The sequence below is a fragment of the Paenibacillus gyeongsangnamensis genome, from assembly GCF_027533625.1.
Classification (GTDB): Bacteria; Bacillota; Bacilli; order Paenibacillales; family NBRC-103111; genus Paenibacillus_G; species Paenibacillus_G gyeongsangnamensis.
The window spans coordinates 100,843-121,722 of record NZ_JAQAGZ010000005.1 but is presented as its reverse complement, the minus strand read 5'-3'; the positions used below and the strand labels follow the sequence as shown (position 1 = coordinate 121,722).

Below are 20,880 nucleotides of genomic sequence, written 5' to 3'. Positions count from 1 at the left end.
CGGATGGTGCCTCGCTGCCGCCTGTATGGCTGTCCCTGTCCCGGCAAAGATGTGCCGTTGTCCTCTAATGTATCCGATGGAGATCTCCAACGGACGAGCCATGGGTCTCAAGATCGGCTTTAAGCTTTGCGCAGACGCCCCAGCTCCTTCGTGATAGCTTCAATCTCGCTGATGCTGAACTGCATTTTTCCCGCCACCATGTCATAAATGTCCCGCAGGTCATCATACTGGTCGTCGTTCAGCTTGGAGGCCTTGAGCGCCGCCCCTGAGGCCATGCGCAGCTTCTTCTTGATTTCCTCGATCATATATTCCGTATTTTCCAGCGTATTCAGCGTCAGATCCATGTCCGTCTCCTTTTTATCCTCAGTATTTGGATGAAATCCTTCTCATCATTGTACCACGTTTTGTGAACCGGCGTCCCCCTGTACTATAATGAGGGCATCGTCGCTAATGAACGAAGGAGGCGCATACTCATGATTCATACGCTGCATTTGCAAACGAAACAACGGGACGAAATGATCGACATCACCGGAAGGATCGCCGAGCTTCTCAAAGAAGACAAGCTCGAGGAAGGAGCCGTCGTGGTCTACTGCCCTCATACGACAGCGGGTATCGCGATCCAGGAGAATGCGGACCCGGACGTCAAACACGATGTGCTCATGCGCCTTGACGAAGTATACCCATGGCAGCATCCGAAATACCGCCATGCCGAAGGCAATACGGCATCCCACATAAAGGCGATGACGGTAGGCTCCTCCCAAACCGTCCTCGTGGCCGGAAGCCGTCTGCTGTTCGGCCGCTGGCAGGGCATCTACTTCTGCGAATTCGACGGCCCCCGCGACCGCACCATCTTGGTAAAGTTCATCCGCGGATAAGCGCCTAAGCGATTCAGCGAACAAGCGTCGAAGCTTCAACGCATTGAAGCAAGGGGCTGCAAAGAATCCCAAGCTTGCTGGGTTGTGTCATTATCCCTGCAGCCCCTCGCACAAATATTTGACATGCTGCCCCGCCAATTTCTTTACGTCATCGTAAGTTTGATTGTAATGAATGTTATAAGAGATGAAACCGTGCAGCGACATGAACAGGCTCCAAGGCAAGCTGTACATTTTCTTCTCGCTGTCCGGCATCTTGGATACCACGGCCCTCACGACTTTAGCGAACAAATCCAGACACTGGGCTTGCTCGTTTCGCGAATAACGCTGCAGCTCCGGATCCTTGATCATGAACATGATCTCGTAATGGTTCGGGTTTTCCAGACCGAACCGGATGAATTCGAGCATCAGCCGCTCCAGCTGCCCCATATCCCCCATCCGTGTCCGTGAGATCATTTCCCTTTGCCGCTCCAGCAGCATCCGGAAATCTTCCGTTACGAGCGCGTAGAATAATTCCGCTTTTTCCCTGAAATGATAATACAACGCGCCATGGCTGTAACCCATCGACTTGGCGATGCTTCGCATCGTTAAAGCATGATAGCCATGCTTGATAAAGAGCTGCCTGGCTTCGTCCAATATCCGCTCACGGCTCAGCTCCTGCTCTACTGCCTTTCTCGCCAACTGTGCTCAACTCCCATTATTCGGCTTTATGGCCTCTATGATATATAAAAAGCCGCCGTGCTCCCTGTCATGGAAGCTCGGCATGCTCGATATAGCGTTCCTCTCCCTGCACAATATGCGCCTGTCCTTGCGTGATATCGGTCATCCAAGCGGTGAAGGCTTCCGCTTCTGCAGCCACCGGAAGACAGGTCAGCGTCACCTTGTCGGCGAAGACGTTGCCGCCCATCAGCGTCCCCCGTCCGCGCAGCTCGTTCTCCACCTTGCCCAGCCAGGTGTAGTCGATCTCCACCAGCACCTCACGGTGCAGTACGCGGTACACTTGTTCCGCTGCGGCCAATCCGGCGACCGCCCCGTCCGTATAAGCGCGGATGAGACCGCCGGCGCCCAGCATAATGCCGCCGAAATAGCGGGTGACCACGACGACGACATTCTTAAGTCCCTGGTTCTTGATGACTTCCAGGATCGGCTTGCCGGCTGTGCCGCTCGGCTCCCCGTCATCGGAGGCCTTCTGAATCTCGTCCCGCTCCCCGATCATATATGCGGAACAATTATGCGTGGCTGACCAGTGCTCCTTCTTGATCCCCTCGATAAAACGGATCGCTTCCTCCTCCGTCTCTACGGGCTGAGCGTATCCGATAAAACGGGACTTCTTGATGACGATTTCCGCTTGGCCGAAGCCTTTCACGGTTCTGTACTGCGCCAGCATCGCTCCTCGTGCCGCCTCCTTCGATCCCTGCCGCCGGCCCGGCTGACGGACAGCAGCTTGCAAAAAAAGCAGCCACCCCGCGCAAGGGGTGAACCGCTTTTGTGCTTGCCTCGAGGCTTATCGGGTTAACCGAGCCTCCAGCGCCGCCTTTTCCTTCTCATATCCGGGCTTGCCCAGCAGGGCAAACATATTTTTCTTATATGCTTCGACTCCGGGCTGATCGAACGGATTCACACCGAGCAGATAGCCGCTGATGCCGCAGGCTTTTTCAAAGAAGTATACCATGTATCCGAACGTATATGGCGTCGTATCCGGCAAGGTGACGATCAGGTTAGGAACACCGCCGTCCGTGTGAGCCAGCATCGTGCCCTCGAACGCCTTCTTATTCACGTAGTCCATCGTCTGGCCGCTGAGGAAGTTCAAGCCGTCGAGGTCCTGCGGATCCGTGCCGATCGTGATTTGCTCCGCCGCCTTCTCGACTTGAATCACGGTCTCGAACAGGTGGCGGGAGCCTTCCTGAATGAACTGGCCCATCGAGTGCAGATCGGTGGAGAAGTCGACGGACGCCGGGTAGATCCCCTTGTTGTCCTTGCCTTCGCTCTCGCCGAACAGCTGCTTCCACCACTCCGATACGAAATGCAGGGAAGGCTCGTAGTTCACGAGAATTTCCGTCAGCTTGCCCTTGCGGTACAGTGCGTTGCGCACAGCGGCATATTGATAAGCTTCGTTCTCGGCAAGATTCGGGTTCGAATACGCTTCGCGCGCGTCGGTCGCGCCCTTCATCATCGCTTCGATGTCGATGCCCGCGGTAGCGATCGGCAGCAGACCGACTGCCGTCAGCACGGAGTAGCGTCCGCCTACATCGTCGGGAATGACGAACGATTCGTAGCCTTCCTCGGTCGCCAGCTTCTTGAGCGCGCCCTTCGCCCGGTCCGTTGTGGCGTAAATCCGCTTGCGCGCGCCGTCCTTGCCGTATTTCTTCTCCAGCAGCTCGCGGAAAATGCGGAAGGCGATCGCAGGCTCGGTCGTCGTGCCCGACTTCGAGATGACGTTCACCGAGATGTCCTTGCCTTCAAGCAGCTGAAGCAGGTGGGTCAAGTAGGTGGAGGAAATATTTTGTCCGACAAAATAAATCTCCGGCGTCTTGCGCTTGCCCTTCGGCAGCAGATTGTAGAAGGAGTGCGACAGCATTTCGATCGCCGCGCGCGCCCCCAGGTAAGAGCCGCCGATCCCGATCACCACGAGCGCGTCGGAATCCGCTTGAATCTGCTGCGCCGCCTTCTGGATGCGGGAGAACTCCTCTTTATCGTAATTCACCGGCAGGTCGATCCAACCGAGATAGTCGTTGCCGGCCCCTGTTCCGTTATGTAACTGTTCATGCGCCACCCGTACCGGTTCGGACAGGTAGTCTACCTCGTGCTGCTGAATAAACCCGATCGCTTTGCTGTAATCAAAATGCAGTTTGGCTGACATGGTTTCTTAGCGCCTCCTATCCAGATCTTGTTCCGCTTCTCTGTTTGTCCTTAATTCACAAAATGTCTATAGAAATAGAATACTTTACTTCACCGCCCGAAAGCAAGAGTCTCATTCACAGCGATCTCTTGAAGTGCTACAATTGAACCAGAGGTGATCCAATGAAAACCGTAGCATTTATCGGACTCGGCACCATGGGCAAACCTATGGCAGCCAATTTGCTCAAGCAAGGCTTTGCCGTCCGTGCATACAACCGCACCCTGGAAAAAGCGGAGGAGCTTGCGGCGCTCGGCGCCGAGACCGCGGCAACGCCTGCCGAGGCTGCAGAGCATGCCGACGTCATCATCATAATGCTCAGCACGGACGACGTCGTCCTGGAAGCCGTCTTCGGCGGAGAAGGCATCGTGCATTCACTGCGTCTCGGACAAACCGTGATCGACTGCAGCACCGTGTCTCCCGATACGAGCCGCCGGCTGTACCGCGAGCTGGGCGACCATCTGGTCGACTTCCTGGACGCGCCAGTTACAGGCAGCAAGCCTGCCGCGGAGAGCGGCACGCTGGTCTTCATGGTCGGCGGACAAGAGGAAGTACTCGAGGCGCAGATGGACGTATTCCAGGCGCTCGGCTCCAAGATCGTATATATGGGTCCTTCCGGCTCCGGCTCGTACGCCAAGCTGGCCCATAACACTATGGTCGGCATCAATGCGCTGGGCCTTATGGAAGGATTGTCGATCGTAACCAAAGCCGGCCTTGATCCGGAAAGCTTCCTGAGCATCGTGCTTGCAGGCAGCGCGGGCAGCAAGCAGGCGGAGCTGAAGGGACCGAAGATCGTGAACCGCGACTTCAGCAATCAATTCTCGCTCAAGCTGATGCTGAAGGATCTTCTGCTCGCCTCGAACGTAACCAATGGCTTCCAAATGCCATCGCCGATGCTCCGCACCGCGGCCGGCATCTTCCAGATGGGCCTCAGCAAAGGGCTCGGAGAGGACGATCTGAGCGCCGTCGTGCAGTGTTATGAAGATTGGATGCACGTCCAGGTGGGCGGGGCGAAGAGTGCGGAAGGAGCCGCTCCAGCGGAAGAACGCCGCCGCAACGCCCGCATTGCCATGGATATCAAGCTGCACTTGTCCGTCTATCAATGGGAACAGGAAGGCGCCTTCTCCGGCCAGACCATCGAGGGTACGCTCATCGATCTGTCCGAGAGCGGCATCCGCCTCATGTCCTCGTTCCCGCTCGCCAAGGACATGTTTATCGTCATCCACTTCCCGCAGGAGGCCGAATTGCCGCCTGTTACGGCCCGCATCATCCGGATCGACCACGAAGGGGAGCAGTTCCGCTACGGCTGCATGCTGTCCGGCTTGCCGCCTTACGTCCGGCTGAAGCTGGAGGAATACATCCGCAGCAAATCCGAGACGAGCCCTTCTATCGTTTAATGCGAAGCAATTATCTACTAAAAAACCGCCGGAGTTCTGTCCTAACAGCGCTCCGGCGGTTTATTCGTATTCAGCCGCTTATTCTGCCACGTAGGAGCAGATATAGTCGGTTACCGTCTTGATCTCCAGCTTGAATTTCGCGTTCGCGGGAACCGTGAATTCACCCGTTCCGTTGATCTGCAGCCATTCGCCGGAGCCCGGCAGCAGCACCTTGAGCTCGCCGGCTTGGATCTCCATGATTTCCTTGGTATCCGTGCCGAACTCATATTCGCCCGGCAGCATAATGCCCAGCGTTTTCTTGGTGCCGTCCGCGAATACTACGGTGCGGCTGGTCACTTTACCGTCGAAATAGACGTTGGCTTTCGTTTGAACCGTTACGTTATCGAATTGGGACATGATCTTAGAGCTTCTCCTTTATTGCCGCTGCCGCTTAACCGAGCAGCTGCTTCACATGAGCTACGACGTTCTCTACCGTAAAGCCGTACTCGCGGATCACGACGGGACCCGGAGCCGATGCGCCGAACTTGTTGATGCCGAGGACGGCGCCTTGTTCGCCGACATAACGCTCCCAGCCGAAGGAATGGCCCATTTCCACAGCGAGACGGGCTTTCACTTCAGGCAGGATGACCGAGTCCTTGTATTCCTTGGACTGCTTGTCGAACAGTTCCCAGCTTGGGACGCTGATGACGCGAACGCCCACGCCTTCTTCCGCAAGCTGCTTCTGAGCCGCTACGGCCAGCTGAACCTCGGTGCCGGTAGCGAGAATTTGCGCCACAGGCTTGCCGTTCGGAGCGTCGGACAGCACGTAAGCGCCGCGGTCGACCGAACCTTTGTCCGTGCCCTCCAGGGTAGGAGCCGCTTGACGGGAGAAGATCAGGGCTACAGGGCCGCGCTTGTTCTGAACCGCATAACGCCAAGCCGCAGCGGTTTCGTTGCCGTCCGCAGGACGGATGACCGTTACGCCGGGGATGACGCGAAGCGCCGCAAGCTGCTCGATCGGCTCGTGCGTCGGTCCGTCTTCGCCGACACCGATGCTGTCGTGCGTGAAGACGTAGATCGCCGGTACATTCATAATGGAAGCCAGTCGAATCGCCGGACGCAGGTAGTCGGAGAAGACGAAGAACGTTCCGCCGAATACCTTCAGGCCGCCGTGCAGCAGCATGCCGTTTACGGCAGCGCCCATACCGAACTCGCGCACGCCGTAATAAAGGTTCTGGCCGCTGTAGTCCTTAGCCGTCAGTACGCCCAAATCCTTCATGTGAGTCATCGTGGAGGACTCCAGGTCGGCGGAACCGCCCACCAGGGACTTCACGTTCTTCGCGATCGCGTTCAGCACGATGCCGGAAGCGGTACGCGTTCCTTTGTCAGCCGGTACATTGGCCGGAATATCTTTATCCCAGCCTTCAGGCAGCTCGCCCGCTTCTGCGGTCTGGAACTGCTTGGCCAGCTCCGGATACGCCTTCGCATATTCTGCGAATTGCTTCTCCCATGCTTCGTAGGCCGCGATGCCTTTCTTCTTCACTTCGGCAAAATGCGAGCGGACTTCGTCCGGCACATAGAAATGCTGGTTCTCGTCCCAGCCGTAAGCTTTCTTGGTCAGCGCCACTTCCTCTACGCCGAGCGGAGAGCCGTGCGGACCGACGTGTCCGCCTTTGCCCGCTTTGTTCGGGCTGCCGTAGCCGATCACGGTTTTCACTTCAATCAGAGTCGGACGGTAGTCGGCCTGCGCTTCCAGCACGGACTTGTGCAGCGCTTCGAGATCGTTGCCGTCTTCAGCGCGCAGTACTTGCCAACCGTAGCCTTCAAAACGCTTCGCCACATTCTCGGAGAAGGACAGGTTCAGCTCGCCGTCCAGCGAGATATCGTTGGAATCGTACAGCACGATCAGCTTGCCCAGCTTCAAATGGCCGGCGAGGGAAGCGGACTCCGAGGAGATGCCCTCCATCAAGTCGCCGTCGCCGCAAATGACGTACGTATAATGGTCGATGATATTGAATTTGTCGCGGTTATATACAGCCGCCAGGTGCGCTTCCGCCATAGCCATGCCTACGGCCATACCGAAGCCTTGTCCAAGCGGACCGGTCGTCGCGTCCACGCCTGCGGTGTGACCCACTTCCGGGTGACCCGGCGTCAGGCTGCCCCATTGACGGAAGTTTTTCAATTCTTCCATCGGCAGGTCGTAGCCGCTCAGGTGCAGCAAGCTGTACAGCAGCATGGAGCCGTGTCCGGCGGACAGCACGAAGCGGTCGCGGTTGATCCAGGTCGGCTGATCCGGGTTATGTCTCATTTGTCTTGCAAACAGCTCATACCCCATCGGGGCCGCGCCCATCGGCATGCCGGGATGTCCGGATTTCGCCTTCTCCACCGCGTCGATCGCGAGCGTACGAATCGTATCCACAGATAATTGTTCGATTGATTTGTTCGTTACAGTCATTGTGATCCTCCCACTCTTCTTTTTCTCGGCAATGCATTAAAGCCGGAATTCAGGAACCTACCTAATTGTTCACGTGTGCATAACAAGCTGGCAGGATGATTCACTTGCCCTATTGTACCATTCCTCGTGTAAGTTTTCCATATGGAACCTTGAATCATACCTTAGAAAATCATTTTAACAAAGCTTTTGATCGAAGCCCACGCGAAGAAGCTGTATTCGTGCTCTAAATATTAGCCTTTCTTGAAAGATCGGAAAGCTGAAGGTGAACTTAAAATTTTCCATATCATTCAAAAAAAACGTTTCCGCTGCAAAGGAATTCACCAGGATTTGGCGAATATTACCTTAGCAAGCGCTGTTCCCGGATCCTCTTACTCTTCGATTGGGAGTCGATTTATGAACCATCTGCTGCTGGAGCTGGCGGATACCCGCCAAACCTATAGAAAGCTGCTTAATCTCTACTGGATGACCATCCTGCTGACGATTTTCCTGGAATACGCCATCCATGGAAAAGAAGCGTCTGCACTCAGTTCTTCCAATTTCATCGGCAGTCTGACCCTGCACGGGTTCACCCTAGCCCTCGTCACGGGAGCGGTCGAGATCCTCTACCGTTACCGTAAAATGCAGAACGACTGGCTGCTCACCTTAACCGGCATTATTTATGCTTCCACCATCATTTGGATGAATCCGCAGATAGGAATCGTACCGGCCATCTTTATCTTTCCCATTCTGACATCCGTTCTGTCCTTCAACAAGAATCGCATTCTGGCGGCCTTCGCCCTGATCCTGGTCACCTTCGCCGCGCTATACTCCGCCAGTCCCGAGCTTCGCGTTACGATGCAGCCCATTCATACGATCGGCATTCTCTTTCTTTACACCGGCGTTACCGTCATCGCGCTTGCCATTACCAGCAGCGGCATCGAGCTGCTCGATAATCTCAAGCACGCCACGGAAGCCAAGCAGGAGCTCCTCGTCAAAAATATTCTGATGGACAAGCTCGCCAAGATGGACGCGCTCACCGACATGTACAACCACAAGACGTTCCATGAGTATCTGGACAAGCTGATCGAACAGCATGAACGCAACCTTCTGCCGCTGCAGCTCGCCCTGCTCGACATTGACAATTTCAAAAAAATTAACGATACCTACGGCCATTGGGTAGGTGATATCATTCTCATGCGCGTCGCCGGCATTATTAAAGAAACGGTTACGCCGCACGACTTTGTAGCCCGTTACGGAGGCGAGGAATTCGCCGTCGTGTTTACGGAGAAGTCCATGGACGAGGCCCATCGTCTGGTGGAGCAAATCCGACAGCGCCTGTCGGTTACCATCCATCCCGAGCTGGACTCCCAGGCGGCCACGATCAGCATCGGACTTCAAGGATACGAAGAAGGACTGCGCAAGGAAGGTTTGTTCAAGGGCGCCGACGCCTCTCTCTATGAGGCCAAGCGGTGCGGCAAGAACCGTACGGTGGCCAAAGCGGCGACCATCAGCAATCACGTAGGCGCGTAAGCGGATACAAGTTTTCGTCTTCCGCCCTTTTCACCTGCTGCCACGTTGCCCCGTTAAGACGGCGACGATGGCAGTTTTTTTCCCTAAAAAAAGCCCGCACCCTCTGTGAAGGATGCGGACCTGCTCCATTTCAATTGCATCAGCTAAAAACGACCGTCTTGTTCCCGTGCACAATGACCCGGTCTTCCACATACCAAGCTACCGCGCGCGCCAGCACCGTGCGTTCGATATGGCGCCCGATCCGCTTCAAATCATCCACATTGTCGCGGTGGCTCACCCGCTGCACGTCCTGCTCGATAATCGGGCCGCCGTCCAGCTCTTCCGTCACATAGTGCGCCGTAGCGCCGATGATCTTCACCCCGCGGTTGTACGCCTGGGCGTAAGGCTTGCCTCCGACGAACGCCGGAAGGAAGGAATGGTGAATGTTGATGATCCGGTTCGGAAAATGCTCGATGAACTTCGGCGAAATGATCTGCATGTACCGGGCAAGAATAACGACGTCGACCTGGCCGGAGACGAGCTCCAGCTGACGGCACTCCGCTTCCGCCTTCGTATCGGCGGTCACCGGAATGTAATGGTATGGAATGCCGAGCGGCTCGACAAGCTCGCGCATGTTGTTGTGGTTGGAGATGACCATCGCAATCTCCGCATCCAGGTCGCCCGACTGCCAATGCCACAGCAGCTCCAGAAGAGCATGGTCCTCCTTGGATACGAAAATCGCCAGCCGCTTCTTGCGGCTTGCCCGGGTAATGCTCCATTTCATGGAGAACTGCTCCGCCACTAGGGCGAAATCCGCTTTCAGCCGGTCCCGGCGCTCATTCAGGCCCTCAAGATCGAATTCAATGCGGATGAAGAACAATCCGCCCTCCGGATCCATCGTATACTGGTCGGATTGGACGATATTCGCGCCGTGCTCGTACAAGAAACGGGATACGGCGGCTACGATACCCGGCTGGTCCGGGCAAGAAACGAGCATCCGCGCACGGTTGCTCAGGTCGATGCTTCTAGGTTTCGGTGTCGCTTTCGGAATCATAGGGTTTCTGTGCTCCTTCTTACTTCAAGCTATACGACGGCAAAGACATGCTCTCCGGCAAACCAGGCCGTCAGACGGTGATTCAGCTGCTCCTCGGTCAGCTCGGGGAACAGGCTCTCTGCAATAATCATATCGTACAAACGCTCCATCGGCTCGCGGCCGTCCGCTTTCTTCGCCTTGGCGTCCGTCTTGAGCACATCCCACATGCTCAGCACGAACTCGCGCGCATCCACATCCCGCTTCTTGAAGAAATCGCCAAGCTTCTCCACATCAGCAACAAAATCAGCGCCGAAGCGCTCCTTTACCGTACCGCTGAGCAAGGCGATCTCCGCCTCGTACATCGGACGCTGCGTGCTGTCTTCTTTCCCGATCCACGGCGTCTCGAGAATGAACGGCAGATGCTTCAGCTTCTCGTGATGCACGATGCCGTGCATCGCCTTGAAACCGATCCAGCCCGCGCCTACCGGCGCATGGCGGTCTTTGCCCGCGCCCCGCGGATTTTTGCTGTCGTTCAAGTGGATGACGGCCAGACGATCCAGGCCGATCGTACGGTCGAACTGTTCCAGCACGCCGTCCAGATCGTTCACGATGTCGTACCCGGCGTCGTGAACGTGGCACGTGTCGAGACAGATCGTCAGCTTGCCGTTGTCCTCGACCTTCTCGATAATGGCCGCCAGCTCCTCGAATCTGCGGCCCATCTCCGTGCCTTTGCCCGCCATTGTCTCGAGGGCGATATGCACGCCCGTTTCCTTCACGCCGGACAGCACTTCGTTCAAGCCCTGCGCAATGCGGTCCAGCCCGTACTCCGCGTCCTTGTCCGTAAAGGCTCCGGGGTGCAGCACGATCTGCTTCACGCCCAAATAGTCCGTGCGGCGGATTTCGTCCTGCAGGAAGCGTACCGCCAGCTCGTAGGTATCGTCTTTATACGACCCGAGATTGATGATGTAAGGCGCATGCACGATGATTTCGTGAATGCCGTGCTCTTCCATCACCGCCCGGCCTTCCTCGATAAACTGCGTTTCGATTGGTTTCCGGCGGGTATTCTGCGGAGCGCCGGTATATATCATGAATGTGCCCGAGCCGTAAGAGACTGCCTCCTTGGCCGCGTTCAGCAGGCCTTTATCGGAGAACGAAACGTGCGATCCGATTCTGATCATGGGTAAGTGCTCAGCTCCTTTTTTTTCACTTTCATTTATTTTACTAGGATTGCCTCAAGAAATCTAGAATAGGAAATAGAATCCTGCCCTTACGACGACGGGGCGATGCGTTCGAGCTGATCCCGCTTTCCCGGATCCTTGGCGATCGGCTTGTCCATCCGTTACTTTACCATATTAAGGAATTCTTTTTTCATTTCCCATCCTCATTTTATTTTCCCTATGCCCAAATTGAGGTATAATAGGAAATTGAGGTGACCGATTCCATGCACAACGCGTTTATGTGGTTTATCTTCTTCTGGGTATTTGTTCTGCTCTTCATGATGTCGGTGGGCGGATATTTTATGTTTCGGAAGTTTTTCAAGGTTCTCCCCAAGGAGGACGGCAAGTCCAAGCTGGATTGGCAAAATCATTACGTCGACGCCTCCCGCCACTTGTGGACGGAGCAGTCGAAGGAATTCCTCGATCTGCTCGTCGCTCCCGTGCCGGGGCCGTTTCGCGATATCGCCAAGCATTCCATCGCCGCAAGAATCGGACAGGTGGCGCTCGAAGCGAATGCCAAGGAAGTGACGCGAGAGCATTGCATTGAAGGTTATATTCTGGCGACGCCGAAGCGGGATTACAATAGCCTGATCAGCTACCTGGACAAAATGCAGATCGACTATACGCCCTTCAAGCATTTGCTGCAATAGAATGCTTCTTGTCGGAACTGCCCGAAAGTGACCGGCCCGGCCGCTTTCCCCTTCAGCTTAACCCCAAGCCGATGCCGGCCCAACAACAAAGCCGCCCTCCGGACTCTGAACGCAGTCCGTGAGGGCGGCTTTGTTTCGTCATGCCGTCCGGGTAGCCGGTGAGCACCTGCGTGGCGGAAATGAGCTGAATCGAGTTCACCGCCCACGCGTAGCGGCGCGCATCCATATCCGAGAACGCTCCCGCGCCGCGCCCTCCGGCGACAGCAGGCCAAGCAGCAAAGCTAACGCCATCAGCGCCGACATGAACCGGGTAACCGGATGATAAGATTTTGTCATAATCAAGCCCTATCTCTTCTTTTATTATCGGAAGGCCGGCGAGATTTTGTTACCTTTTGCTGCCAAAAAAAGAACGGCCCGAAGGCCGCTCCCGCGCTGCATATGCTTTTTATGACGGAAGACGGGATTTCAGCAGCTCCCGAAGTCTCCCTGGATAATCCGTGATGATGCCGGACATCCCGGCTTCGATGGCCGCAAGCAGGTCTTCCTGCCGGTTGATCGTGTATGGATATACCGACAGCCCGTGTGCCGCGGCATCGGCAACATCCTCCGGAGAAATCAGCCGATAGTAGGGGTGAAGAGAATAAACCTCAAAGCCGGATACCTCGGCTACTTTGCGGTGATTCGCGAAATTCGAGGAATACAGCAGTCCGATGCGAAGCCGGGGCTCCGACCGCTTCAGCCGCTGCAATACTTTGTGGTTGAAGGAAGAAACGACAACGCCCTCAAGCCGGTCAAACTGTTTCAGCAGCTCGAACAGGCGCTCTTCAAGACGCGGCGAATACGCACATTTGATCTCTACATTGATCATGATTCCGGCAGGAACCATGGAGAATACTTCCTCCAGCAGCGGAACCGGCTCTCCCGCGTACCGTTCGGCGAACCAGCCGCCGGCATCCAGCCGCTTGAGCGACGCCGCCGTCAGCTCGGCAATGGCTCCCTCCCCGTTGGTGGTCCGGTTCACTGTAGCGTCGTGGCATACGACAAGCTCCCCGTCGGCCGATACGTGAATGTCGAGCTCAATCGCGTCGGCCCCCTGGCGCAGCGCCAGCGCGAACGAAGCTAGCGTATTCTCAGGCGCTTCTCCCGCCGCTCCCCGATGTCCGATAATCAACGGTTTTGCTTGTAACGAAGTCAATGACATCTGCTCCTTTCGTCCCCGGCCGAACCCTTTTCCAGCCGATACTTTACGAACGCATCTATTATGCGCCGGAACCTCGCCTGTGACAAGGTACCGGGGGCCGCCCTCATATAAAGATTATGTAAAGCCGCTTACTTCGTCAAATACTCGGCATACCGGCCGACGGCAAGCTCCAATTGCTCATCCGGGAGCGTACGTACGCCGTTCAATACAAAAGAAGGCAGGAACCGCATGCCGATTAGATTACTCGTCGCTTGGAACGGCTTCGTCAGCTCGCTGATCGCGTACCGGTTGTATCCGCCGGCCTGGTACGCCTCCTGCGGCCCTCCTGTCGACAGTGCAAGCCCGAATTCCTTGCCGTGCAGCTTGTCTCCGCCCGAGCCGTAGGCCCAGCCGTATGTAAGCACCTCGTCGAACCATTGCTTCAGCAGCGCCGGGGCGCTGTACCAGTAGAACGGAAATTGAAAGACGACCCGTTCGTGCGCGAGCAGCAGCTTTTGCTCCTTCTCCACATCCACGCGGAAAACGGGGTAATGCCGATACAGGTCGTGGACCGTGACGCTCCCCAGCGCGGCCGCGGCCGCCGCCAAACGGCGGTTGACCCGGGATTGCTCCAGATTCGGGCGGACGAGAATCACCAAGGTTTTTGCTTGTGTCATCAAGAACGCCTCCTAAGATAGAAGGATGAAGGCCTCTTAACTGCTTGGCTCATCATCCCGTTTATGCTTGTTCCGCCGGTTGCCTGTTTACTTCCTTCACCCTTGCCCAGCTGCCTTCCGCTCATGAAACGGCATGCGTCTCTTGAAGCTCCTTGATAATCCTTTTGCGCTTGACGAGATACAAGAGCGCCAGCGCGGCCAGCCCGTAAAGGGCCAGAATGAACGCGTCCCTGGCAATGACCGAGGCTTCCCCGATCGAGATCAGCTCCCGGAACCCTTCTACCGCGTAGGTCATCGGCAGCAGGGGATGAATGAATTGGAAGAACCTCGACTCCAGCTCGACCGGATACGAACCGCTGCTCGAAGTCAGCTGCAGCATCAGCACCACAATCGCCACGAACCGTCCGACATCGCTGCCGAGCACCGAAATGAGCATGAACAGGATCGCGGTGAAGGTCAGCCCCAGCAGCAGCGCAAAGCCGTACATATGGATGGCCGGCAGCACCGTGGGAATGCCCAGCCCGTTATGCAGGATGAATACGGACAGCACGGACTGGAAGACACTGACCGAGGCCAATGCCAGATACTTGTTCGTCAGGTAAGAGATCGGCCGCTTCGGCAGGGCCACGACCTTGTTCAGGTCGATGACGAAGAAAAGCACGAGCGAGCCCACCCAGAGCGACAACGCTATAAAATAAGGCGCGAACCCCGTCCCGTTGTTCGGCACCGGGTGCAGGTTCTGCTCCGTCATCTTCACGGGGTAGGTGATCGTGTCGATCCGCGCGTCGGCCTGGCCGTCCTGCGCAGCCATCCCCGCCGCTTCGCCGAGCTTCGCGGCAAGCTCCGCCTGGCCTGCATGGATGTCCTGCAGGCCGCTCGCCAGCTGCACGCTGCCGTCGTAGAGGCGCGTGTTACCGTCCCGCAGCTGCTGGAAGCCGGACTGGAAGGCATTAAGGCCTTCCACGAGCGCCGTGCTTCCCTGCTGCAGCTGCTTCACGCCGTCGGCCAATTGGCCCAGCCGGCCGGATATGTCCTCGATCAGCTGAGCGTTCCGGTTCAGCTGATCGAGCGAAGCCCTGACGGCGCTCTGCATCGCCGTCAGCCCGCTCTGCAGCTGGGCGAGCTGCGCGTCCAGCTGATCCCGCCCCTGGCGCAGCTGCGCATTCGCCTGCGTCAGGTTCGCGCGCAGCCGGCCGAGCGACGCCGATACGTCGCGCCGGTCCTGCTCCAGCAGCAGCCGCTGCGCGTTCGCCTGCTGCAGCTTGTCGACGGCCGCGCGGAAGCGCTCGTTGCCGCTTACCTGGCTGATCTGCTCGCCGAGGGCGATCAGATCGGCCAGCGCGCCGTCGAGCTGCGCCTTCTGCTGCTGCAGGCGGGCCCCCGCGGACGCGTCCCAGTCCTTCTGCAGCTCGTCGATGCGCTTATTCGTATCATCCAGCGAAGCGCCGACGTTATCCAGCGCATTCAGGCTCGACTTCACCGTCTGGGACGTCTGGTTCATTACGCCCTGCAGCTTATCGGCCTCGGCGGCCAGCTGGTTCACCGGCTGCAGCAGCTGCTTCAGCTGCTCGGGAAGCTTGCTGACCCCGGCCGTGCCAACGCCGATCACCGCATCCAGACGGATGATGCCGTTCTCCAGCTGGTTGGCGCCGTTCAGCAGCTTCGTCAGTCCTTCCGACAGCGGAACCATGCCGTCCTGCGTCTGCTTCAGGCCGTCCCTCAGTGCATTCGCTCCATCCTGCGCCTTCTTCGTCCCGTCCGCGAGCTGAGAAGCGCCGTCGGCCGCCTTTTTGAGCCCTTCGCCGCCGTTCAGGATCTGGTCGAACAGCACGCGCAAATATTTGGCCGTCATCTGCTGCTCCAGCTTATAGCTCACCTGATCCATGATGCTGCGGACCACCTTGACCCCCAGCATATTGGCCCCTTCATTCACCTGATAAGTCAGCTGGCTCGCCCTGGGCTGCGGCGTCCCCGCACTGTAAGCGCGCTCCGTGAAGTCGGCCGGAATCGTCAGCACGAGAAAATATTGCAGCCTCCGAATGCCTTGATCCCCCTCCTCCGGCGTAACTTCCCTCCAGTGCGTCTTCGTATCGTTCAGAAGTTCCTTGGTCAGGTCCGACCCCAGATTGACCTGCTTGCCTCCCTGCAGCATCCCTTTGTCCTGATTAATCACCGCCAGCGGCAGACGGCTGACGAAGTCCGTCGGATTCCAAAACGCCCACAAGTAAATAAAGCTATACATCAACGGGAGCACCATCAGTCCCAGCACCGACCGGCGCATGATACCCGAGCTCCACATCTGTTTGATATCGTGCATCGCCATTTGAAAACCGTTCACGCGCATCACTCGCTTTGTCCATGAATAAGGTAATGATAGTATACGGGAGCCCGGTTTAATCTATCCTTGACCGGTTCCCGCCAAATCAAAAAACCCCGCTATGCGGGGTGATTGTGCCCGTATCAAGCACGTAGATCCAATGACTTGCCAAGATACGGATGCGGAGCCTGAGCGGCCGCGAAATCGCTGAGCATCACGGCGGCCATCGACGCCTGGGAATCCTTGATTTTGCTCAGAAGGGCTATGCCTACGGCTTGTTTCAAGCTATCGCCGCCGTTTACGGCATTCATCACTTGGCTTATTTCCATCGTCTCACCCCGGAATGGCTTTTTTATCCAGTATAACGGGGACAAGCCGATCCGGCAACTGAAAAAGGATTTTCCCCGCTCCGCGTGGAACCTTAAACTATACGACCTATTCGGATACAAAGGGTGAGCTAAGATGAATTCCATGACCGGGTTGATTGGAGCGGCGCTGCTTCTTGCCGTGCTCGGGGTAATCGGCTGGCTTCGCCGCAGGCGCAGATCCTCCCGCGTAACCCGCCTATCCAGCTACAGCAAAAGCCGCGGCATCGCCAAGATGAGCTGCAGCTTCTGCAAACGCAAAGTACCTGCGAAGGAGCTGTCTTACTACGCGCGCCACGGCAAGGCCATCGGCGTTTGCAAGGCTTGCCGTCCGCAGGCGGAGCGCCAGGCGCTTCCCCGTTTGTAATGCCTCGGCCAATACAAAAAAGCCTTGCATGCGCAAGGCTTCTTCGGAATGCGGTTGAGAGGACTCGAACCTCCACGGGCGTAAGCCCACTACCCCCTCAAGATAGCGTGTCTGCCATTCCACCACAACCGCGTGTGTAAATCATATTATAGCTCCTTCCGGAAGCGGAGTAAAGCTCCAAAACCTGAGAGGCTGCGGGACGGGTCCGCCGCTGTGATCGTACGAGGCGCCAAAAAACAAGCCCGGCGATCCTATGATCGTCGGGCTTGTTGATGTGTGATGCGGTTGAGAGGACTCGAACCTCCACGAGCTTACGCCCACTACCCCCTCAAGATAGCGTGTCTGCCATTCCACCACAACCGCATATTACGTGTGACGAGCTGTCCTATCGAAGCTACTCCTTCGACGTACCCACCGGGTTCTCATCCTGAGCGTCACAACTTTGTTGGTGACCCGTAGGGGATTCGAACCCCTGTTACCTCCGTGAAAGGGAGGTGTCTTAACCCCTTGACCAACGGGCCTCGCCAGTAAGTTTTCGTCACCCTTTTTGAGCGACAAGTGTTATTATAGCCGAAACGATGGAGGTTGACAAGCCCTTTTTTAAACCTTTTTTAAACCTTTTTTAACAAAAAGGATGACGGTTCGTTTGGGTCTTGCTCCGCGGTTATGCTACAATCGGGCTATCGCAATGCAGTCTGTTACCGAGGTGTCCGATCATGCTTGTATGCCGTCAATCCGAAAGCAAATCGTTTGAAACCGAGCTTCGCGCCCCCCTGCCGGACGAGACCGTCTGGATCCATTTGGAGAACTCCGAAGCCGGGGAAGTCGAGTATGTGCTCAAAGATCTGTACCATTGCCATCCGCTGGTCGTGGAAGATTGCATCAAGCTCAATCAACGGCCCAAGTTGGACCGCTATACGGATCATATCTTTCTCACCTTCTTCCCGATTATCGACAAAAAGCTCACTGTAGCCGAGCTCGGCATTATCATCGGGGCCAATCATGTGATCACCGTATGCAAGAAGCCGATTCCCCTGATCGGAAAGCTGAAGGATCACTTCCTGCAGATCGAAGGCAGTATGAAGAATCCCGGCGCGGTTCTCCATCAGCTGCTGGACCGCTGCGTAGACGATTACACGGAGATCATCAATCAGGTGGAAGACCGCGTAGACCGCATGGAGCGCCATATTTATAAGAATCCTTACCTAAACATTGCCAGGGAAATCTTCCAGCTTAAGCGTACGTTCCACCAGCTTAGACGCATTATCGTAGAGGAAAAAACGATCATCGGCTCCATTAGACACCAAACCTTTCCTTACGTGCGCAAGGAAGCCGATGTTTATATTATCGATATTTACGATCATATTTCCCGGGTTGTCGACTCGCTCGACGTATTCCGCGAATCGCTAACCGGACTTCTGGAGCTGCAAATGAGCATGAAATCCGACCGCATGAACCAAATCATGAAGACGCTGACGATCTTAAGCTCGATATTTCTGCCTCTTACGTTTATTGTAGGGCTGTACGGCATGAACTTTAAAGAGATTCCCAAGCTCAGCTGGGATTTCGGCTACGGCTACGTCTGGGCGTTGATGATCGCAGTCATTGTAGGGATGTGGATCATCTTCAAGTGGAAACGCTGGATTTAGACGGAAGTCTACTGAGTAGAAAAAAGCCATTCGGAACGTCACCGGCCCCTTGCCTCCCTTGCGTTCCAATGGCTTTTTGTCATGCCTCGCTCGTGCCCTTTAATCGGCCGCATATCCGTTCGGGTTGTTCGACTGCCAGCGCCAAGCGTCCACACACATATCTTTGATATTTTTTGTGGCCTTCCAGCCAAGCTCTCGTTCGGCTTTATGCGGGTCGGCGTAGCAAATGCCCACATCGCCGGGCCGGCGGTTCGTCAGCTGGTAAGGGACCTTTTTGCCCGAAGCCTCCTCGAACGCATGGACCAGCTCCAGCACGCTGCAGCCTTGTCCCGTGCCAAGATTATACGCTTCGACCCCCGTTGCGGTCAGTACTTTATCCAGTGCCTTCAAGTGTCCAAGCGCCAGGTCGACGACATGAATGTAGTCCCGGACCCCCGTACCGTCTACGGTCGGATAGTCGCTACCGAATACGCTCAGCTTCTCCAGCTTTCCTACCGCCACCTGAGTGATATAAGGCATCAGGTTGTTCGGCACGCCGTTCGGATCCTCACCGATCCGGCCGCTGGCATGCGCCCCCACCGGGTTAAAATAGCGAAGCAGCGAAATGCTCCAAGCCGGATCGGCTGCGGCCAGATCCTTTAGAATCTCCTCGATCATCAGCTTCGTCTGTCCGTAAGGATTCGTCGCGCTGAGCGGGGAGTCCTCCGCAATCGGCACCCGCTCCGGCATGCCGTATACGGTGGCGGAGGAGCTGAACACCAGCTTTTTCACGCCATGCTCCTGCATCACTTCTGTCAGGATTAGTGTACCCGTAATGTTGTTATGGTAGTAACGCAGCGGCTGCCGCACCGATTCCCCCACGGCTTTCAGTCCGGCAAAATGAATCACCGCTTCAATCTTATTTTCTTCAAAAACGTTCCGGAGCGCCTCTTTGTCCAGCAGATCGACTTCGTAAGTCTGTATCGTCCGGCCGGTAATCTCCTGTACTCTCTTGAGGGCAACCGGACTGCTGTTGACATAATTGTCCACGACTACGATATCGTACCCTTGTTGAAGCAGCTCTAAACAAGTGTGGCTGCCGATATATCCGGCTCCGCCAGTTACTAAGATAGCCATATCCGTCCCCCGCGCCATGATTTTATATATGTAAAATACCATGAACCTTACTGCCAATTGTACCAATTTTGAAAAAATAAAGCCATTTACTATTTCGAGAGGGATACTCACGGCTTCGACTGCGAGATTCTGCAGCGCACGCACAAGCCGCTTTGACGCCCCCTCTGCTCGGGTTCTCATCCCGCCTCCCTCCTCCGAACGCAAAAAAACCGCCATATTGGCGGTTTTTGTTCTACGGAGAGAGAGGGATACTCGAGGCTTTGCCTGCGAGACTCCGCGCGCACGTGCACGCCGCTTCGACGCCCCCTCTGCTCGGGTTCGACTCCTCTGCTTCTCTCCGTATACAGCACAAAAGCCGCCTTTCGGCGGCATTCTATGTGCTATATACGGAGAGAGAGGGATACTCGAAGCTTCGCCTCCGAGACTCCGCAGCGCACGCGCACGCTGCTCCGACGCCCCCTCTGCTCGGGTTCGAACCCCTCTCCGTCTCTCCGTATATAGCACAAAAGCCGCCTTTCGGCGGCTTTCGATGTGCTATATACGGAGAGAGAGGGATTCGAACCCTCGCACCACTTACGCAGTCTAACCCCTTAGCAGAGGGTCCCCTTGAGCCACTTGGGTATCTCTCCAAGAAAGAAATGGCTCCCCGAACAGGACTCGAACCTGTGACAACTCGATTAACAGTCGAGTGCTCTACCAACTGAGCTATCAGGGAACGGTAATTGTTAATTTATCATGATTGCGTCTGCAAGTCAAGATGCAGTAGCTTCAATTTTCCGCTGCATCGTCCGCACGCGAACCGCTTCGGGTCAACCTTCCGTTTGCGCATGTATTCCATTCGGCAGCTCAAGCAAACCAGCTTGTACCGATAAGGCTCTTTCCTCTTCAGGCTCGCCGGCAGCGACCGGCAGTAGCGCGATCCGCCCACCTGCTGCAGCAGCTGCTTGAAATCTTCGTCCCGGTGCTGGAACCCGCGGTTCAGTAGATGCAAATGATAATGGCACAGCTCATGCTTGATGATTTTCTCCACATCGGCCGCCCCGAACTGCTCGTACTGCAGCCAGCTGATTTCGATATCATGCGACCGCATGAAGTAGCGGCCTCCCGTTGAGCGCAGTCTCCGGTTGAACCGGGCCTGGTGCAAAAAAGGACGTCCAAACGACGACATCGAAATATGCTCAACCCACTGCTGCAGCTTTCGGTCATCCATCGGTTCTCCCAC

Annotated in this window: 21 protein-coding genes and 5 tRNA genes; 6 read left to right on the top strand and 20 right to left on the bottom strand. The window is 56.2% G+C overall.

The annotated features are described in order from the left end of the window. Positions 1 to 119 precede the first annotated feature (119 nt). Positions 120 to 344, bottom strand: a complete 225-nt coding sequence (locus O9H85_RS09255; RefSeq protein WP_269881041.1) for a DUF1128 domain-containing protein — start codon at positions 342 to 344, stop codon at positions 120 to 122. Positions 345 to 473: 129 nt separating this feature from the next. Between O9H85_RS09255 and O9H85_RS09250 the strand changes: the two genes are divergently transcribed. Beyond that, positions 474 to 875: a secondary thiamine-phosphate synthase enzyme YjbQ gene (locus tag O9H85_RS09250; protein ID WP_269881040.1), complete on the top strand. Its 402-nt coding sequence runs from the start codon at positions 474 to 476 to the stop codon at positions 873 to 875. A 90-nt stretch (positions 876 to 965) separates the two neighbouring features. Here the strand turns inward: O9H85_RS09250 and O9H85_RS09245 are convergent, their stop codons facing one another. The 3 genes from O9H85_RS09245 to O9H85_RS09235 all read right to left on the bottom strand — a co-directional run bounded on the left by O9H85_RS09245 (position 966) and on the right by O9H85_RS09235 (position 3,732). Further along, complete coding sequence (locus tag O9H85_RS09245; protein WP_269881039.1) at positions 966 to 1,553, bottom strand: TetR/AcrR family transcriptional regulator; 588 nt, start codon at positions 1,551 to 1,553, stop codon at positions 966 to 968. Between the two features lie 67 nt (positions 1,554 to 1,620). Next, the gene (locus tag O9H85_RS09240) at positions 1,621 to 2,259 is read right to left on the bottom strand and encodes a YigZ family protein (protein WP_269881253.1); all 639 of its coding nucleotides are present in this window, start codon (positions 2,257 to 2,259) and stop codon (positions 1,621 to 1,623) included. 117 nt (positions 2,260 to 2,376) lie between these two features. Continuing rightward, a complete protein-coding gene (locus O9H85_RS09235) occupies positions 2,377 to 3,732 on the bottom strand; it encodes a glucose-6-phosphate isomerase (RefSeq protein ID WP_269881038.1) in 1,356 nt (451 codons plus the stop codon). 161 nt (positions 3,733 to 3,893) lie between these two features. Between O9H85_RS09235 and O9H85_RS09230 the strand changes: the two genes are divergently transcribed. Continuing rightward, the gene (locus O9H85_RS09230) at positions 3,894 to 5,165 is read left to right on the top strand and encodes an NAD(P)-binding domain-containing protein (protein WP_333474182.1); all 1,272 of its coding nucleotides are present in this window, start codon (positions 3,894 to 3,896) and stop codon (positions 5,163 to 5,165) included. A 78-nt stretch (positions 5,166 to 5,243) separates the two neighbouring features. On the opposite strand, the gene ppnP is transcribed toward O9H85_RS09230, so the two are convergent. Together ppnP and tkt are read right to left on the bottom strand one after the other, a co-directional pair. Then, positions 5,244 to 5,561: a pyrimidine/purine nucleoside phosphorylase gene (gene ppnP / locus O9H85_RS09220; protein WP_269881037.1), complete on the bottom strand. Its 318-nt coding sequence runs from the start codon at positions 5,559 to 5,561 to the stop codon at positions 5,244 to 5,246. Between the two features lie 34 nt (positions 5,562 to 5,595). Continuing rightward, the gene (gene tkt / locus O9H85_RS09215) at positions 5,596 to 7,599 is read right to left on the bottom strand and encodes a transketolase (protein ID WP_269881036.1); all 2,004 of its coding nucleotides are present in this window, start codon (positions 7,597 to 7,599) and stop codon (positions 5,596 to 5,598) included. A 393-nt stretch (positions 7,600 to 7,992) separates the two neighbouring features. Here tkt and O9H85_RS09210 point away from each other — a divergent pair, with 393 nt between their 5' ends. After that, the gene (locus tag O9H85_RS09210; protein ID WP_269881035.1) at positions 7,993 to 9,108 is read left to right on the top strand and encodes a GGDEF domain-containing protein; all 1,116 of its coding nucleotides are present in this window, start codon (positions 7,993 to 7,995) and stop codon (positions 9,106 to 9,108) included. A gap of 139 nt (positions 9,109 to 9,247) precedes the next feature. Here the strand turns inward: O9H85_RS09210 and purU are convergent, their stop codons facing one another. Further along, positions 9,248 to 10,141 carry a formyltetrahydrofolate deformylase gene (gene purU, locus O9H85_RS09205; RefSeq protein ID WP_269881034.1) on the bottom strand — a complete coding sequence of 298 codons (894 nt, stop codon included), beginning with the start codon at positions 10,139 to 10,141 and terminating at the stop codon, positions 9,248 to 9,250. A 29-nt stretch (positions 10,142 to 10,170) separates the two neighbouring features. Then, positions 10,171 to 11,298, bottom strand: a complete 1,128-nt coding sequence (locus O9H85_RS09200) for a deoxyribonuclease IV (protein ID WP_269881033.1) — start codon at positions 11,296 to 11,298, stop codon at positions 10,171 to 10,173. Positions 11,299 to 11,561: 263 nt separating this feature from the next. On the opposite strand from O9H85_RS09200, the gene O9H85_RS09195 reads away from it, so the two are divergent. Continuing rightward, the gene (locus O9H85_RS09195; RefSeq protein WP_269881032.1) at positions 11,562 to 11,987 is read left to right on the top strand and encodes a DUF2621 domain-containing protein; all 426 of its coding nucleotides are present in this window, start codon (positions 11,562 to 11,564) and stop codon (positions 11,985 to 11,987) included. A gap of 195 nt (positions 11,988 to 12,182) precedes the next feature. On the opposite strand, the gene O9H85_RS09190 is transcribed toward O9H85_RS09195, so the two are convergent. From O9H85_RS09190 to O9H85_RS09170, 5 genes are all read right to left on the bottom strand, one after another. Then, positions 12,183 to 12,323, bottom strand: a complete 141-nt coding sequence (locus O9H85_RS09190) for a hypothetical protein (RefSeq protein ID WP_269881031.1) — start codon at positions 12,321 to 12,323, stop codon at positions 12,183 to 12,185. 109 nt (positions 12,324 to 12,432) lie between these two features. Beyond that, positions 12,433 to 13,182 carry a glycerophosphodiester phosphodiesterase gene (locus tag O9H85_RS09185; RefSeq protein WP_269881030.1) on the bottom strand — a complete coding sequence of 250 codons (750 nt, stop codon included), beginning with the start codon at positions 13,180 to 13,182 and terminating at the stop codon, positions 12,433 to 12,435. Positions 13,183 to 13,316: 134 nt separating this feature from the next. After that, complete coding sequence (locus tag O9H85_RS09180; RefSeq protein WP_269881029.1) at positions 13,317 to 13,844, bottom strand: NAD(P)H-dependent oxidoreductase; 528 nt, start codon at positions 13,842 to 13,844, stop codon at positions 13,317 to 13,319. A gap of 121 nt (positions 13,845 to 13,965) precedes the next feature. Then, on the bottom strand, positions 13,966 to 16,182 hold the full coding sequence (locus O9H85_RS09175; RefSeq protein WP_269881028.1) for a YhgE/Pip domain-containing protein: 2,217 nt from the start codon (positions 16,180 to 16,182) through the stop codon (positions 13,966 to 13,968). 122 nt (positions 16,183 to 16,304) lie between these two features. Further along, positions 16,305 to 16,490 (bottom strand): YjfB family protein, encoded by a 186-nt coding sequence (locus tag O9H85_RS09170; RefSeq protein ID WP_269881027.1) that lies wholly within the window; start codon positions 16,488 to 16,490, stop codon positions 16,305 to 16,307. A gap of 133 nt (positions 16,491 to 16,623) precedes the next feature. Here O9H85_RS09170 and O9H85_RS09165 point away from each other — a divergent pair, with 133 nt between their 5' ends. Next, positions 16,624 to 16,893, top strand: coding sequence for a hypothetical protein (locus O9H85_RS09165; protein ID WP_269881026.1), 270 nt, complete (start codon positions 16,624 to 16,626; stop codon positions 16,891 to 16,893). A gap of 49 nt (positions 16,894 to 16,942) precedes the next feature. Here O9H85_RS09165 and O9H85_RS09160 read toward each other — a convergent pair. From O9H85_RS09160 to O9H85_RS09150, 3 genes are all read right to left on the bottom strand, one after another. Continuing rightward, positions 16,943 to 17,025, bottom strand: a tRNA-Leu gene (locus tag O9H85_RS09160). Between the two features lie 148 nt (positions 17,026 to 17,173). Further along, a tRNA-Leu gene (locus tag O9H85_RS09155) sits at positions 17,174 to 17,256 on the bottom strand. Between the two features lie 83 nt (positions 17,257 to 17,339). Then, a tRNA-Glu gene (locus tag O9H85_RS09150) sits at positions 17,340 to 17,414 on the bottom strand. 195 nt (positions 17,415 to 17,609) lie between these two features. Between O9H85_RS09150 and corA the strand changes: the two genes are divergently transcribed. Next, complete coding sequence (gene corA, locus O9H85_RS09145; RefSeq protein WP_269881025.1) at positions 17,610 to 18,542, top strand: magnesium/cobalt transporter CorA; 933 nt, start codon at positions 17,610 to 17,612, stop codon at positions 18,540 to 18,542. Positions 18,543 to 18,641: 99 nt separating this feature from the next. Here the strand turns inward: corA and galE are convergent, their stop codons facing one another. The 4 genes from galE to O9H85_RS09125 all read right to left on the bottom strand — a co-directional run bounded on the left by galE (position 18,642) and on the right by O9H85_RS09125 (position 20,868). Continuing rightward, a complete protein-coding gene (gene galE / locus O9H85_RS09140) occupies positions 18,642 to 19,658 on the bottom strand; it encodes a UDP-glucose 4-epimerase GalE (RefSeq protein WP_269881251.1) in 1,017 nt (338 codons plus the stop codon). A gap of 541 nt (positions 19,659 to 20,199) precedes the next feature. Then, positions 20,200 to 20,287: transfer RNA gene (locus O9H85_RS09135), tRNA-Ser, on the bottom strand. Between the two features lie 10 nt (positions 20,288 to 20,297). Continuing rightward, positions 20,298 to 20,373: transfer RNA gene (locus O9H85_RS09130), tRNA-Asn, on the bottom strand. A gap of 18 nt (positions 20,374 to 20,391) precedes the next feature. Continuing rightward, positions 20,392 to 20,868, bottom strand: a complete 477-nt coding sequence (locus O9H85_RS09125; protein WP_269881024.1) for a SprT family protein — start codon at positions 20,866 to 20,868, stop codon at positions 20,392 to 20,394. Positions 20,869 to 20,880 lie beyond the last annotated feature (12 nt).